A 14,460-nucleotide genomic window follows, 5' to 3' on the forward strand; every position below is an offset into this window, starting at 1 on the left:
GGGCTCCTTTTTTGATAGCTGCTCGTGCTTATTTCCAGAAGGCTGGACGCAGCAAAATGCCTGAAATGCGGTAGGGCGCTTTGGGCTCTACAGCCAGCTCCATGGGCACATAGCCCTTGGTGCAGTTCAGCAAGATGCTGGTGGCGATAGGGTTGGGGCTTTCCATACGGCCTGCAGCTTGGCAGCTGCCGACACCGGTGCGAACCGACTCCAGCGCTTTTTGCACATTGTCGATAGGCGACTGCTTCAGAAACTCTTCGTTGAAGCTGCTGGCAGTCAGCTTGGACTTGCCCTCAATAGCAGCAACTACGGCCTGCAGACGCTTGCGCAAGGCTGCATCGGCGGCTTGTGCATCCACGCTGGGAGCTGGGGGCTGCTGCGCTGCGGCCTCAGCAGCCGGAGCCTCGGTCTGGGCCTGTGCGCCACTCATGAAGCCAGCAGTTGCTAGCAAGGCGCTCAGGCAAAGAGCGTGACGTGTTTTTGTGAAACTCATTTGTTAACCTTTCGTCAAACAACGAAGTCACTTTAAACCTTCTGCAAGGGTTTCTTTGCAAGACCAAAGCCTGACATTTGTGAATAAATGGCAAAGATGCAGTGCTGCGAGTGACAGGGGTGCTTTTTTGTTGCGCCAACTGTCAGGGTTACTGCTGCCGTTAAGGGTAGTGCCTTACCTAAAATCTGTTGCACTGCAATAACTTATAGATAACGGGGGCGATCCCCCATTAAAAAGGATCAGCGATGCAAGAAAACAAAGACGGTGAAGCTCAGGCGGCAAAGCAGCGGCTCATCAAGAAGTATCCAAACCGTCGTTTGTATGACACCAAAACTTCTTCTTACATCACGCTCGCAGAGGTCAAGCATCTGGTGATGGGTAACGAAGAGGTGGTAATTCGGGATGCCAAGACCAATGAGGAGCTGACACGTTCTATCTTGCTGCAGATCATTCTTGAAGAAGAAGCGGGCGGTGCGCCTATGTTTTCCGAGACGATGCTGGCCAACATCATTCGGTTTTATGGCCATGCCATGCAGGGCTTCATGGGGGCCTACATTGAAAAGAACGTACAGATGTTTACGGACTTTCAAAACAAACTACCCGGGCAGTCTCCAGGGTCAGCGCCTGAGGCTTGGAAGCAGTTCATGAGCATGCAACCGCCAGCCATACAGTCCATGATGGGGAACTATGTGGAGCAATCTCAGACCGTGCTCACTCAAATGCAAGAGCAGATGCAAGAACAGATGCGAAAGCAGACAGAACAAATGCTCGGCGTTTTTGGCATCAAGCGCTGATTGCTGCGTTGCAAAGCGGTTGCGGCGCTAGAAGTTTGATTGCCGTGGGTCTTTCAGGAAACTCGCCTTGTTGGTTTCACCAAGCAAGAGTCAGATTTCTTATTATGAAATTTCGTAATGTTGCGGCGCCGCAATTTTTCTCAATATGAGAAATCACATTTCGTATTGTGATATTTATAAATAAGCTGTTGTTTTTGTTGTTTTAAATTTCTAGTCTTTTATAAGACATAAGAGTTGTTGAGAAAACTTTGAAGCCGTACAGTTGAATCCAAGGACAAGCACCAAACCCTTTCATCTAACCGCTAAGGAGTGATCTGACCATGCCCCAATCTCTGAATCAGCAACTGAGTCGTGAACAGCAAATTGCCGCCCTTGAAAAAGACTGGGCACAAAATCCCCGTTGGAAGGGTGTGAAGCGTGGTTACTCCGCCGCCGACGTGGTTCGCTTGCGCGGCAGCTTGCAGCCAGAACACACACTGGCCCAGCGCGGTGCTGAGGTGCTTTGGAACAAGATCAATGGCGAATCTAAAAAAGGTTATGTGAATGCTTTTGGCGCGATCTCTGCTGGTCAGGCCATGCAGCAAGCCAAAGCAGGTCTTGAGGCGGTGTATCTGTCAGGCTGGCAAGTGGCTGCAGACGGCAACACCTCCGAGACCATGTACCCCGACCAGTCGTTGTATGCCTACGATTCAGTTCCCACCATGGTGCGCCGCATCAACAACACCTTTAAGCGAGCTGATGAAATTCAGTGGGGTAAGGGCGTCAATCCCGGCGATAAGGAATTTATCGACTACTTCCTGCCCATCGTGGCCGATGCGGAAGCTGGCTTTGGCGGCGTGCTGAACGCCTTTGAGTTGATGAAGAACATGATCCAAGCTGGCGCTGCTGGTGTGCACTTTGAAGACCAGCTGGCTGCCGTGAAGAAGTGCGGCCACATGGGCGGCAAGGTGCTGGTGCCTACCCGTGAAGCCTGCGAAAAGCTGATTTCTGCGCGCTTTGCTGCTGACGTGATGGGCGTGCCCACCATTATTTTGGCCCGAACCGATGCGGAAGCCGCCAACCTGATCACCAGCAACCACGATGCGAACGATCAAGCGTTCCTGACTGGCGAGCGCACCCAAGAAGGCTTCTACCGCGTCAAAAATGGTCTGGAGCAATCCATCAGCCGTGGCGTGGCCTATGCGCCTTACGCTGATCTGGTGTGGTGCGAAACCGGTGTGCCAGATATTGGCTTTGCACGCGAGTTTGCCCAAGCCGTGCATGCGGCTTGCCCCGGCAAGCTGCTGAGCTACAACTGCTCGCCCTCGTTCAACTGGAAGAAAAATCTCAACGACAGCCAGATAGCTTCTTTCCAGGAAGACCTGTCTGCACTGGGCTACAAGTTCCAGTTCATCACGCTGGCTGGTATTCACATCAACTGGTACAACAGCTTCCAGTTTGCCCACGCATACGCCAATGGCGAAGGCATGAAGCACTACGTCAACATGGTGCAAGAGCCTGAATTCGCAGCACGTGACAAGGGCTACACCTTTGTGTCGCACCAGCAAGAGGTGGGCGCAGGTTACTTTGACGATGTGACTACAGTGATTCAGGGCGGATCCTCCAGCGTGAAGGCTCTCACCGGCTCCACTGAAGAAGAGCAGTTCCATTGATGTGCTTTGGGCGGTGATGCTGCCCCTGGTTGTGAAAATTTAAAAAGGGTTATGCGTTCGGGGTGAAAGTCCCGGACGCATTTTTTATTGCCGGGTTAAAATATTGCGACTTCAATTCACAAGGGCGAGAAAGGCATCAACGGTTATGACACCGCGAACTACATCGGAGATGTATTTCAGCTGCTGATGGCAGCTGGCGGTTCGCGCCTGCCGGAGATTTCTCGACACCTTCATCAAAGCGCGGACTGGTTCCGCGCTTTTTGCTTTCAGGTAACTCCAAAGCTTTGGCGCTGGCCTTCCCCCACAAAAATTTGGTTTGACAAGGAATTTCATGATCAACATCACGCTCCCCGACGGCTCCAAGCGCGAGTACCCCGGCCCAGTTTCGGTGGCCGAGGTTGCCGCTTCGATTGGCGCGGGCCTGGCAAAGGCTGCACTGGCTGGCAAGATCAACGGCAAAGTCGTGGATACCAGCTTTGTTATTGAAAACGACTCGCCTCTGTCCATCATCACGGCTAAAGATGCTGATGGCTTGGATGTGATTCGTCACTCCACGGCTCACTTGTTGGCTTATGCGGTCAAGGATTTGTTTCCTGATGCCCAGGTCACCATTGGCCCAGTGATTGAAAACGGCTTCTACTACGACTTCTCGTACAAGCGCCCGTTCACGCCTGAAGATCTGGTCGCTATCGAAAAGAAGATGACCGAGCTGGCGAACAAGGACGAGCAAGTGGTGCGCCGCGTACTGCCGCGTGATGAAGCCGTAGCGCACTTCAAAAGCATGGGTGAGAACTACAAGGCCGAGATCATTGCCAGCATCCCCAGCAATGAAGATGTGAGCCTGTACAGCGAAGGCGCTTTCGAAGACCTGTGCCGCGGCCCCCACGTGCCCAGCACCGGCAAACTCAAGCACTTCAAGTTGATGAAGGTAGCCGGTGCTTACTGGCGCGGGGACCACCGCAATGAAATGCTGCAGCGCATTTACGGCACAGCTTGGGCCACCAAGGATGAACTCAAGGACTATCTGTTCCGCTTGGAAGAAGCCGAAAAGCGCGACCACCGTAAGTTAGGTCGTGAGCTGGACCTGTTTCACATCGACGAATGCTCGCCCGGTACCGTGTTCTGGCACCCCAAGGGCTGGTCGGTTTGGCAGCAGGTCGAGCAGTACATGCGCAAGGTCTACCAAGACAACGGCTACCAAGAAGTGAAGGCTCCTCAGATTCTGGATAAGACGCTGTGGGAGAAGACGGGTCACTGGGATAAGTACCGCGAAAACATGTTCACGACCGACTCGGAAAAGCGTGAGTACGCGCTCAAGCCGATGAATTGCCCCGGTCACATCATCATCTTCAAGCAAGGCATCAAGAGCTACCGCGACCTGCCACTGCGCTTTGGTGAGTTTGGTAACTGCCACCGCAACGAGCCCACAGGTTCGCTGCACGGCATCATGCGTGTGCGTGCATTTACACAAGATGACGGCCATATCTTCTGTACTGAAGACCAGATTCAGGCTGAAGTCACTGCCTTCACAGCGCTGCTGCAAAAGGTTTATGCAGACTTTGGCTTCACCAGCATCTTGTACCGCTTATCGACGCGCCCTGAAAAGCGCATTGGTAGCGATGAAGACTGGGATAAGGCCGAGCACGCCTTGGCTGAAGGCCTGCGCGCTTCAGGTTGCAAGTTTGAATATCTGCCGGGCGAGGGTGCTTTTTACGGCCCTAAGATCGAATACACCTTGAAGGATGCTTTGGGTCGTGAGTGGCAATGCGGCACGATTCAGGTGGATCCCAACTTACCTGAGCGCCTTGATGCGGAATTTGTGGGTGAAGACGGTGGCCGTCATCGCCCCATCATGCTGCACCGTGCCATCTTGGGTTCGCTCGAGCGTTTTATTGGTATTTTGATTGAGCACCACTCTGGCGCGCTGCCCGCTTGGCTGGCTCCCGTGCAGGTTTCCGTGCTCAATATTACGGACGCTCAGGCCGATTACGCCAAGGAAGTGGCGCAAAAGCTGCAAAAAGCATTGCCGAATCAAAGTCTTAGAGTAGTGACTGATCTGCGCAATGAAAAGATTACGTATAAAATACGTGAGCATTCAATGCAAAAGCTGCCCTACATCCTTGTCGCAGGCGACAAAGAGAAGGCAGCTGGTGCGGTTGCAGTGCGCGCCCGGGGGAATAAAGACCTCGGTGTGATGTCGGTTGATGCATTTATCGAAATGCTCGCCCAAGACATCGCGGCCAAGGCCTGATGCAAATTAATTTTTGTAGCGGGTCGGTCTGCGAGCAATGCACGCTAGCCGGCTACGCTGTTGTAGCCATTTCTATCCAAGGTGAAAACCATAGCTACTGAATTTCGCGATCGCCGCCACCGTGAAGAGCGCAAGCATCGACTAAACCGAGAAATCATGGCGTCTGAAGTACGTCTGTCTGGTCCTGAAAACGAGCCTTTGGGCATTGTGTCGCTGTTAGAAGCGTTGCGCATGGCCGGTGAGTTGGACGTTGATCTGGTCGAAATCGCTGCTACAGCGGTCCCTCCAGTTTGCCGTTTGATGGACTACGGTAAGTTCAAATATCAGGAACAGAAGAAGGCTGCTGAAGCGAAGGCTAAGCAGACTGTCATCGAAATCAAGGAAGTGAAATTCCGTCCTGGTACCGATGATGGCGACTACAACATCAAGCTGCGCAATATCCGCCGTTTCTTGGCAGATGGCGACAAGTGCAAGATCACACTGCGTTTTCGCGGTCGTGAAATCACGCACCAGCAGCTCGGTATGAATTTGCTTAATCGTCTGCGTGATGACTTGGCTGACTCCATTCAAATGGAACAGTTTCCTAAGTTGGAAGGTCGTCAGATGGTCATGATGATTGCCCCAGCTCGCGTAAGCAAAAAGCCTGCGCCTAGTGCAAAAGTGTCAGGCGATAATGCTGCTGCTGCACCTGAGGCTGCAGATAAGGCATAATTGCCGTTTTGCTTTTCAGCAAGAGTGGGCTCGGCCCACTTTTGTTTTGTAAGGCAGATGAAAAATTTGCAGGCTTGCCTGCAAAACATCAGCGAGGTTTCGATCTTGCTGATGAACAAGTGCCTCGGAGGCTAGCGAAGTGTGTACAGGTTTGTACGCCGCCTTGCGAGCACAAATTCAATAGGAGCATTTATATGCCCAAAATGAAGACCAAGAGCAGCGCGAAGAAGCGTTTTCGCGTTCGTCCCGGTGGTACCGTCAAGCGCGGTCAAGCCTTCAAGCGTCACATCTTGACCAAGAAGACCACAAAGAACAAGCGTCACCTGCGTGGCATTGTTAGCGTGCATGAGTCCGATATGGGCTCTATCGCTAAGATGTTGCCCGGTATGGGCGTGTAATTCACTGACGAACTAGGAGAAAACTAATGCCTCGCGTCAAACGTGGTGTAACGGCCCGTGCCCGTCACAAAAAAGTTCTAGCCCTTGCTAAGGGTTTCCGCGGCCGCCGTGGTAACGTCTATCGCGTTGCCAAGCAAGCCGTAATGAAGGCTGGTCAGTACGCTTACCGCGACCGCCGCAACAAGAAGCGTGTGTTCCGCCAGCTGTGGATCGCCCGTATCAATGCTGCTGCACGTGAACTGGGTCTGACATACAGCCAATTCGCTAACGGTTTGAAGAAGGCCGCCATCGAAATCGACCGCAAGATGCTGTCCGATATCGCTGTGCACGACAAGGCTGCTTTTGCAGCTATCGTCGACCAAGTCAAGGCCAAGCTGGCTGCGTAAGGTCACGATCAGCAGTTGCTTTTAATTGAGTAGCTGCTGGCGCACAAACAGCAAGGGCTAGGGCTTGAAAAGGCACTAGCCCTTGTTTATTTTTAAGATTCGATAAAGAGTCGATATGAACGAGTTGGATTCTCTGGTCGAAAGCGCGCAGCAACTGTTCGCGCAAGCCCACACCCCCGCAGATCTGGAAAACGCCAAGGCACAGTTTTTGGGCAAGTCGGGCAAGATGACTGAGCTCATGAAGGGCATGGCGCAGCTTTCCGTCGAAGAGAAAAAATCGCGCGGTGCTGCTATCAATGTAGCCAAGCAGGCAATTGAAGCGGCCCTGACCGCCCGCCGTCAGGCATTGGCTGATGCCGAGCTGCAAGCCCACCTGAAGGCCGAAGTGCTGGATGTGACCTTGCCCGGGCGTCGCCGCGGCTCCGGTGGTCTGCACCCTGTGTCCATCACGCTAGAGCGCATTGAGGGCATTTTTGGCTCCATGGGTTTTGATGTGGCCCAAGGCCCAGAGATCGAATCCGACTGGTTTAACTTCACGGCACTTAACACGCCCGAAGACCATCCAGCGCGTTCCATGCACGATACCTTCTATGTGGAAGGCGGCACGGCACACGCCCCTAACTTGCTGCGCACGCACACCAGCCCTATGCAGGTGCGCCATGCTGTGCAGCACGTCAAAAAATACCGCAATGCGCTCGATGCCGGTCAGTCCATGCCCGAAATCCGCGTCATTGCCCCCGGCCGCACCTACCGTGTGGACTCGGATGCCACCCATTCGCCCATGTTCCACCAGTGCGAAGGCTTGTGGATTGGCGAGAACGTGAGCTTCAAGGATTTGAAGGTCGTTTTCACCGATTTCTGCAAGACTTTTTTTGAGTCGGACGATCTGGTGCTGCGTTTCCGCCCCAGCTTCTTCCCGTTCACTGAACCTTCGGCTGAAATCGACATTCAGTTCCAAAGCGGCCCACTGGCCGGCAAGTGGCTGGAAGTGGCAGGTTCCGGCCAAGTGCACCCCAACGTGGTGCGCAATATGGGGCTGGATCCTGAAAAATACATTGGCTTTGCCTTTGGCATGGGCCCCGACCGCCTGACCATGCTGCGTTATGGCGTGAACGATTTGCGCCTTTTCTTCGACGGCGACATTCGTTTTCTGTCGCAATTCCAGTAATGGAAAAAGTGAGCTGCTCCTCTTGAATGCATAAAGGTTTTAAATGCTTTTAATGCTGAAACCCTTATCTGACGAAGACAAGCAGCTCCTCTTTTGAATGTATGCATGCCCAGCCGGCTGCAGACCTGCAAGGTGCAACCGGCTTGAACGCCAAAGAGTTTGACTATGCAATTTCCTGAATCTTGGTTGCGCGAATACTGCAACCCCAACCTGACCACTCAGCAACTGGCTGATACCCTGACCATGGCTGGTCTGGAAGTGGAAGAGTTGGATCCCGTGGCTCCTCCCTTCACCGGCATCGTTGTGGGTGAAATCAAGGAGGCAGTGCAGCACCCTGATGCTGACCGCCTGCGTATCTGCCAAGTCGATGTGGGCGGCCCTGAGTTGTTGAACATCGTCTGCGGCGCGCCAAATGCCCGCGTGGGCATTCGCATTCCTTGCGCCACTGTGGGCGCGGCACTGCCGCCCGGTGAAGACGGCAAGCCTTTCATGATCAAGGTAGGGAAGCTGCGCGGTGTGCAAAGCTTTGGCATGCTGTGCTCAGCCAAAGAGTTGGGCCTTGCCGACGATACCGGTGGTCTGTTGGAATTCCCCGCTGATGCGCCCCTGGGTCAGAACGTGCGTGAGTATCTGAATCTGGACGATACGCTTTTTACCCTCAAGCTCACGCCTAACTTGGCCCACTGCCTGTCGGTGTATGGCGTGGCACGCGAGTTGTCTGCTTTGACTGGTACGCCTTTGAAGGCGCTGTCTTTCCCGGTCGCAGCTGTGGCCTTGCAAGACAAGCTGCCCGTTAAGATCGAAGCGACCGACCTCTGCGGCCGCTTCTCGGGCCGCATTGTGCGCAACGTCAACACGCAAGTGAAGACGCCCCAGTGGATGGTCGATCGTCTGGCCCGTTGCGGTCAGCGCTCGGTGAGCCCGCTGGTGGATATTTCCAACTATGTGATGTTCGAGCTGGGTCGCCCCAGCCACATTTTTGATCTGGACAAGATCAGCGGCGGCTTGACCGTGCGTTGGGGCAAAGAGGGCGAAACCCTTAAGCTGCTCAACGGCAACATCATCAAAATTGATGACTTCATCAAAGTTGGCGTGATTGCCGACGACAAGGAAGTTGAATCGCTGGCCGGCATCATGGGTGGTGATGCGACTGCTGTGTCTGACGACACCCAAAACATCTATATCGAAGCTGCTTTCTGGTTCCCCAAGGCCGTCGCTGGTCGTTCGCGCCACTTCAATTTCTCGACCGATGCGGCTCACCGCTTCGAGCGCGGCGTGGACCCTGAGTTCACCACTGAGCACATTGAGCGGATCACTGCGCTGGTGCTGGAAATCTGCGGCACTGCCGACACGCAAGTCGCGGCCATGGACGATCAAAAGCCCAACATGCCCCAGCCAAAGCCTGTACAACTGCGCGTGGCCCGTGCAGCTAAGGTCATTGGCATGCCTGTGACTCAGCAGCAGGTGCTGGATGCATTGAACGGTCTGGGCTTGCCTGCGACTGTGGCGCAAGAAGGCGTGGTCAGCGTGACGGCGCCCACTTTCCGCTTTGACATCAATCTGGAAGAAGATTTGATCGAAGAAGTGGTGCGCATGATCGGCTACGACAACCTGCCGACCACCAAGCCACTGGCTCCCATTTCCCCCAAGCTGCGCGCTGAAAACCAGCGCAGCCCGTTTACCGTGCGCCATGAGCTGGCGGGTCTGGGTTATCAGGAAACCATCAACTTCAGCTTTGTGGAAGAAAAGTGGGAGCAAGAGCTGGCAGGCAATACCAATGCCATCAAGCTGCTCAATCCCATTGCTAGTCATTTGAGCGTTATGCGCTCGTCTTTGCTGGGTTCCTTGCTGCAAGTTTTGAAGTTCAACGTGGACCGCAAGGCCAGCCGCGTGCGCGTGTTTGAGCTCGGTCGTGTGTTCTTTAAGGATGCATCGGTTGAAGAGTCCGACACCACCGTGAAGGGCTTTTACCAGCCCATGCGAGTCTCTGGTTTGGCTTACGGCGCTGCTGACCAGCAGCAATGGGGTAAGTCGGAAGCTAAGGTTGACTTCTACGACGTCAAGGGCGATGTGGAGGCACTGCTGGCACCGCTGCAGGCTGTGTTTGAACCCGCAGAACATCCAGCGATGCACCCCGGCCGCTGCGCTCGCGTTTTGGTGAATGGCAAGGCGATTGGCTTTGTCGGCGAGCTGCACCCCAAGTGGCGCCAAGAGTGGGATCTGCCTCAAGCCCCTGTGATGTTTGAGTTGGAGTTGGATGCTGTTTTGGCCCGCCAAGTGCCAGTGTTCAAGCCTGTCGCCAAGCATCAAGCGGTGGAGCGCGACATTGCTGTGGTCGTTAAAGAAGCGGTGACCCATGCTCAGGTAATGCAAGCCGTGGAGCAGGGCGTCAAACTTGCAAACGAGGGTGGAATTTTGCGCTCAGCAGTTTTGTTTGACGTGTTCCGAGCCAAGAAGCTCAAGGCGGGTGAAGAAGCTTCGGCGGGTGCACTGGCTCAGGATGAGAAGAGCCTTGCCGTGCGCCTGACGCTGGGCAGTGATACTGCTTCACTGACCGATGCTGAAATTGATGGCGCAATGCAAGCTGCGATTGCTGCATTGGTTGAGCGCGTGGCTGCGCGTCTGCGTTGATATGTTGAAGTCCCAAGGAGATCGACTCATGGAACTAGCCGTAGAAAGCATCGACAGCCCCGCGCTGACGAAGGCGCAACTGGCCGACCTGTTGTTTGATGAAATCGGACTGAATAAGCGTGAAGCCAAGGATATGGTGGATGCGTTTTTTGATCTGGTTTCGCAAAAGCTGGTGGACGGCGAAGACGTCAAGCTCTCGGGCTTTGGCAACTTCCAAATTCGCACTAAAGCGCCACGCCCCGGTCGTAATCCGCGTACCGGTGAGCTGATCCCCATTGCGGCACGCCGCGTAGTGACTTTTCACTCCAGTAGCAAGCTTAAAGAGCTGATCCAGGGTGAAAGCGCCAAGCGCTAAGCCATTGGCGTGATACCTGATGCCTTGTAAACCAAGGCATCAGACAATTGAAGAGCTGACACGTCTTGTGCCGCGAATGGTGCAAGCTCTTGTCAGCTCTTCGCGTTATATTTGTAGCCTTTCGTATCCAACCTCCACAGACTGCTTGCAATCAGCCATGGTTACTTATTTGCCAGCGATTCCCGCTAAGCGCTATTTCACCATTGGCGAAGTAGCCGATCTGTGTGACGTGAAACCCCATGTGCTGCGCTATTGGGAGCAAGAGTTTGTACAACTCAAACCCATGAAGCGTCGCGGTAATCGCCGCTACTACCAGCACCATGAAGTGCTAATGGTGCGCCGCATCCGTGAGTTGCTTTATGAGCAAGGCTTCACTATTAGCGGTGCGCGCAATCGCTTGCGAGGTTTGGTGGTGGGCCATGGCAGAGATGTCACAACAGACTCTTTACGTACACATGAGCTAGCCCAGCCTGTCAACGCCATCACTGCGGAGGCCTTGGCCCAAAGTCATTTGTTGGCGGAAATGCTGGAGCTACCGTCTTGTGAGTCACCAACTCCGTTGGGTATTGAAGAGGTGAAAGAAAACCTTTTGCAGATAAGAGCGCTGCTTTCCCTTTGATATGTATATTTCGGTGTAGAATTCAAGTCTTCGGAATGTAGCGCAGCCTGGTAGCGCACTTGCATGGGGTGCAAGGGGTCGCGAGTTCGAATCCCGCCATTCCGACCAATCTAGATAAGGACTCCTAGCTGTAAAGTTAGGAGTCCTTTTTCTATTGTAGCGAAATTGCCTCAAAAGGGGGTAACTCAGGGGGAGAAGTGGCTCCGGTATTTTGAACAAGTAGTTAAGCGAGATCTTTCCGTAAAAATGGCCTGATAGCAGGCCGAATTTGGAGAGATCTATGACCATCAAATCAAGACGCAAGCACAGCCTGGCCTTTAAGGCCAAAGTAGCTCTAGAAGCGGTGCGCGGTGAGCGCACCGTTGCTAAATTGGCTCAGCAGTACGAGTTGCACACCACTCAGATCGCTGATTGGAAGCGGTTGCTGCTGGACCGGGCGGCCGACGTATTTGGTGCAGCGTCTGCACCCACAACACCCGTAGTTGACCTCAGAGAACTGCACGCCAAGATCGGACAGCTCACCTTGGAGAAGGATTTTTTGTAAGGTGCGCTGAGCAAAGCGGGATTGCTCAGCGTCAAGCGATGATGGACCGCAGCCACGGCTTGTCGCTCACCCGGCAGCGCAACTGATGCGCATCAGCCGGGGCTCAGTTTATTACCTGCGCAAGCAGCCATGCTCTCGCCAGGTGCAACTCATGCACAGTCTGGATGCCCTGCATCTGGATGCATCCGTTTGCAGGCTCACGCATGCTCAAGGGACTACTGCAGCGCCAAGGGCATTGCGTGGGGCGCAGGCATTTACGAACCTTGATGCAGCGCATGTCCATTCAAGCCCCGCACCAGTGAACGCCACAAGCAGCACAAGATCTACCCATATTTGCTGCCCCATAAGCCTGTCTCCCATGCCAATCAGGTCTGGGCCATGGACATCACCTATGTGCGTATGCATAAAGGCTGGTTGTACTTGTTCGCCGTGGTCGATTGGTACAGCCGCAAGGTGCTGGCATGGCGACTATCTAACACCTTGGATGTAGAGTTTTGCCTGCAGGCGGTGCAAGATGCCATCGCCCGATGGGGAACGCCGTCTATATTTAATACCGATCAAGGCAGTCAATTTACGAGCGACGCCTTCACGGGAGAGCTCAAGCGCCACGGCATTCGAATCTCGATGGATGGCAAGTGCGCTTGGCGTGACAACGTCTTTGTAGAGGCGTCTGTGGCGCTCCATCAAGTACGAAGAAATCTATCTCAATGCCTATGATAGCGTGCGTTCCGCACGCTGTGGAATTGCACAATACTTGCAGTTCTACAATTCAAAACGACCCCATCAGGCACACAACCAAGCGACCCCTGATGAGGTGTACTTTGCAGCCTTGCCGTTTGCACAAATGCAGGCGGCATAACTACCCTGATCTCGCTTAGCAACTGAGTTGAGTTGTTCAAATGACCGGGACCACTTCTGTAGTATGTGGCATCGCGGATACCGTGTTTGAGGTAAGTGTCACCGACTTTGGTGCCGAGCTCGACCTCTTTGAGGGTGCTTACGATTTGCGCTTCACTGAATCTGGACTTCTTCATGTAGAGACCGCCGTGGGGTGGATTCTCTACTTTTGAGTGGCGCGAAGAGTCGAGGAGGCTTCAAGAGTCAGTGGTTGAGGTCGACAAGGCCATGGCCGTGTAGGTCGGTAATACCCAGCTATTTGCCGCATCTTGATGGGCAGTTACTTGTATGTGTGGCTGTACGCTAGTGACGCGACCAAAGATCGTTGCAAAAGCGACATCTGCTGCATCACGACCGGTAGCCAGGCGCATCAATCCCATAGGAGTTGCGGTTCCGGACGGATCAAATAAGTACCAGCGGTGGCTCAAATAAACCTCCACATACGCATGGAAGTCAGGTGGCCCCAAGGCAGGATCTGCACCGTAGTCTGTTCCACTCACAAATCGTGCGGGTAGGTTGCTTGCACGGCATAGCGCAATCATTAAATGGGCAAAATCACGGCAGACGCCAACGCGTTCCACCAACGTATCTACGGCAGCCGTGGTTCCAATTGAGCTGTTGGAACGAAATTCCACATGATGATGTACCCAATCACAAATGGCTTGGGCACGCATATAGCCCATAGGTAAGTGGCCGAACATGGCATTGGCGAAATTGGCCAGTCGGTCAGACTGACAGTAGCGGCTGGGGTACATGTAGTGCAGCACCTCCAGTGGCAGGTCGAATACCGAGACTTCTGAAACTAGCGCGGGATTGGCCATATGGTGTTGGATTTCTATAGTCGCCGTATATGACACATGCAGTGGCCCCTGCGAAGCATGTAGCCGCAGGCCACGCTGACCCCGTTGTGGACTGGACTCCACACGCCATTGGGTATCAGGTTGATTAATCTCTAGATGCTCGGCAACAACCTGCTGGTGCGCAGTGTGTGCAGCATGAAAGTAAAAGAAAAAATCCGCACTCTGATCCAGCACTGTGTAATCCAAAGTGAGTTCTAACTGGAGCCTAATCATGTACACCTCCGATAAACCTTGCCTGATACTGCGGCCGAAGAGGCGCAGTTACATTGCCCAAGCGTGTGACTAAGCAAACCCCGAACATGATCAGTATGGAATGCGGAGCAGTAATTCCTAGTCAGGCAAAGTCGTTGTTCCGGCCGATGCTGCTAAAACTACAATTTGCACGTAAAACGGATGGTGACTTTCGGTTGGAGTTATGAGTCTGGAAACGCCGGAGGCGCAGTCAATTAACAGGTTTGTTTTCGACATATTTCCAAGAACACCGAGCAATTACAGAGCTGCGTTGAACCTGAGTGAAGAAACTTGCAAGCTCACAGTACAAATGCACAGAACCACTAGCAAAGCTCACATTCAGAGCAGTATTGCTCACTATGCTCTGACTTGTGAAGATGATGATCGCTAATCAGTTGGCCGCTATTAAGGGCTCCAGAAATGAGTGTGCAACGAATCAGCCTTTTCTAGGAAAGGCTGTTCGATTCAAA

Annotated in this window: 12 protein-coding genes, 1 tRNA gene and 2 pseudogenes; 12 read left to right on the plus strand and 3 right to left on the minus strand. The window is 53.6% G+C overall.

Going from position 1 to position 14,460, the window contains the following annotated elements; genetic code table 11:
- Window positions 1–28 precede the first annotated feature (28 nt).
- Window positions 29–493: a hypothetical protein gene (locus tag KUF54_RS04765; RefSeq protein WP_219345525.1), complete on the minus strand. Its 465-nt coding sequence runs from the start codon at window positions 491–493 to the stop codon at window positions 29–31.
- Between the two features lie 245 nt (window positions 494–738).
- On the opposite strand from KUF54_RS04765, the gene phaR reads away from it, so the two are divergent.
- The 12 genes and pseudogenes from phaR to KUF54_RS04825 all read left to right on the plus strand — a co-directional run bounded on the left by phaR (window position 739) and on the right by KUF54_RS04825 (window position 12,861).
- The gene (gene phaR / locus KUF54_RS04770; RefSeq protein ID WP_219345526.1) at window positions 739–1,287 is read left to right on the plus strand and encodes a polyhydroxyalkanoate synthesis repressor PhaR; all 549 of its coding nucleotides are present in this window, start codon (window positions 739–741) and stop codon (window positions 1,285–1,287) included.
- 320 nt (window positions 1,288–1,607) lie between these two features.
- A complete protein-coding gene (gene aceA / locus KUF54_RS04775) occupies window positions 1,608–2,939 on the plus strand; it encodes an isocitrate lyase (RefSeq protein ID WP_219345527.1) in 1,332 nt (443 codons plus the stop codon).
- Between the two features lie 331 nt (window positions 2,940–3,270).
- Entirely contained in the window at window positions 3,271–5,190 is a 1,920-nt protein-coding gene (thrS, locus tag KUF54_RS04780; protein ID WP_219345528.1) for a threonine--tRNA ligase, read from the plus strand.
- 81 nt (window positions 5,191–5,271) lie between these two features.
- On the plus strand, window positions 5,272–5,901 hold the full coding sequence (gene infC / locus KUF54_RS04785; RefSeq protein WP_219345529.1) for a translation initiation factor IF-3: 630 nt from the start codon (window positions 5,272–5,274) through the stop codon (window positions 5,899–5,901).
- A gap of 194 nt (window positions 5,902–6,095) precedes the next feature.
- The gene (rpmI, locus tag KUF54_RS04790) at window positions 6,096–6,299 is read left to right on the plus strand and encodes a 50S ribosomal protein L35 (RefSeq protein WP_169106750.1); all 204 of its coding nucleotides are present in this window, start codon (window positions 6,096–6,098) and stop codon (window positions 6,297–6,299) included.
- Between the two features lie 26 nt (window positions 6,300–6,325).
- Window positions 6,326–6,685 (plus strand): 50S ribosomal protein L20, encoded by a 360-nt coding sequence (rplT, locus tag KUF54_RS04795; protein ID WP_099736470.1) that lies wholly within the window; start codon window positions 6,326–6,328, stop codon window positions 6,683–6,685.
- A 115-nt stretch (window positions 6,686–6,800) separates the two neighbouring features.
- Entirely contained in the window at window positions 6,801–7,853 is a 1,053-nt protein-coding gene (pheS, locus tag KUF54_RS04800) for a phenylalanine--tRNA ligase subunit alpha (protein ID WP_219345530.1), read from the plus strand.
- A 165-nt stretch (window positions 7,854–8,018) separates the two neighbouring features.
- Entirely contained in the window at window positions 8,019–10,484 is a 2,466-nt protein-coding gene (gene pheT / locus KUF54_RS04805; RefSeq protein WP_219345531.1) for a phenylalanine--tRNA ligase subunit beta, read from the plus strand.
- Window positions 10,485–10,512: 28 nt separating this feature from the next.
- A complete protein-coding gene (locus tag KUF54_RS04810) occupies window positions 10,513–10,839 on the plus strand; it encodes an integration host factor subunit alpha (RefSeq protein ID WP_219345532.1) in 327 nt (108 codons plus the stop codon).
- A 157-nt stretch (window positions 10,840–10,996) separates the two neighbouring features.
- Window positions 10,997–11,458: a MerR family transcriptional regulator gene (locus tag KUF54_RS04815; protein WP_219345533.1), complete on the plus strand. Its 462-nt coding sequence runs from the start codon at window positions 10,997–10,999 to the stop codon at window positions 11,456–11,458.
- Between the two features lie 31 nt (window positions 11,459–11,489).
- Window positions 11,490–11,566 (plus strand) — tRNA-Pro (locus tag KUF54_RS04820).
- 172 nt (window positions 11,567–11,738) lie between these two features.
- Window positions 11,739–12,861 (plus strand): annotated as a pseudogene (locus KUF54_RS04825) (IS3 family transposase).
- A gap of 58 nt (window positions 12,862–12,919) precedes the next feature.
- On the opposite strand, the pseudogene KUF54_RS17360 reads toward KUF54_RS04825, so the two are convergent.
- Together KUF54_RS17360 and KUF54_RS04830 are read right to left on the minus strand one after the other, a co-directional pair.
- A pseudogene (locus tag KUF54_RS17360) lies at window positions 12,920–13,036 on the minus strand (transposase); the annotation flags it as partial.
- 60 nt (window positions 13,037–13,096) lie between these two features.
- A complete protein-coding gene (locus KUF54_RS04830) occupies window positions 13,097–13,945 on the minus strand; it encodes a transglutaminase family protein (protein WP_370627578.1) in 849 nt (282 codons plus the stop codon).
- Window positions 13,946–14,460 lie beyond the last annotated feature (515 nt).

The organism is Comamonas sp. Y33R10-2 (assembly GCF_019355935.1).
In the GTDB taxonomy this organism is placed as follows: Bacteria; Pseudomonadota; Gammaproteobacteria; order Burkholderiales; family Burkholderiaceae_C; genus Comamonas.

What these genes read in the sequence shown, in the direction of transcription:
- KUF54_RS04765 (WP_219345525.1), bottom strand. Translation starts at nt 493, where the DNA reads ATGAGTTTCACAAAAACACGTCACGCTCTTTGCCTGAGCGCCTTGCTA.
- phaR (WP_219345526.1), top strand. Translation starts at nt 739, where the DNA reads ATGCAAGAAAACAAAGACGGTGAAGCTCAGGCGGCAAAGCAGCGGCTC.
- aceA (WP_219345527.1), top strand. Translation starts at nt 1,608, where the DNA reads ATGCCCCAATCTCTGAATCAGCAACTGAGTCGTGAACAGCAAATTGCC.
- thrS (WP_219345528.1), top strand. Translation starts at nt 3,271, where the DNA reads ATGATCAACATCACGCTCCCCGACGGCTCCAAGCGCGAGTACCCCGGC.
- rpmI (WP_169106750.1), top strand. Translation starts at nt 6,096, where the DNA reads ATGCCCAAAATGAAGACCAAGAGCAGCGCGAAGAAGCGTTTTCGCGTT.
- rplT (WP_099736470.1), top strand. Translation starts at nt 6,326, where the DNA reads ATGCCTCGCGTCAAACGTGGTGTAACGGCCCGTGCCCGTCACAAAAAA.
- pheS (WP_219345530.1), top strand. Translation starts at nt 6,801, where the DNA reads ATGAACGAGTTGGATTCTCTGGTCGAAAGCGCGCAGCAACTGTTCGCG.
- pheT (WP_219345531.1), top strand. Translation starts at nt 8,019, where the DNA reads ATGCAATTTCCTGAATCTTGGTTGCGCGAATACTGCAACCCCAACCTG.
- KUF54_RS04810 (WP_219345532.1), top strand. Translation starts at nt 10,513, where the DNA reads ATGGAACTAGCCGTAGAAAGCATCGACAGCCCCGCGCTGACGAAGGCG.
- KUF54_RS04815 (WP_219345533.1), top strand. Translation starts at nt 10,997, where the DNA reads ATGGTTACTTATTTGCCAGCGATTCCCGCTAAGCGCTATTTCACCATT.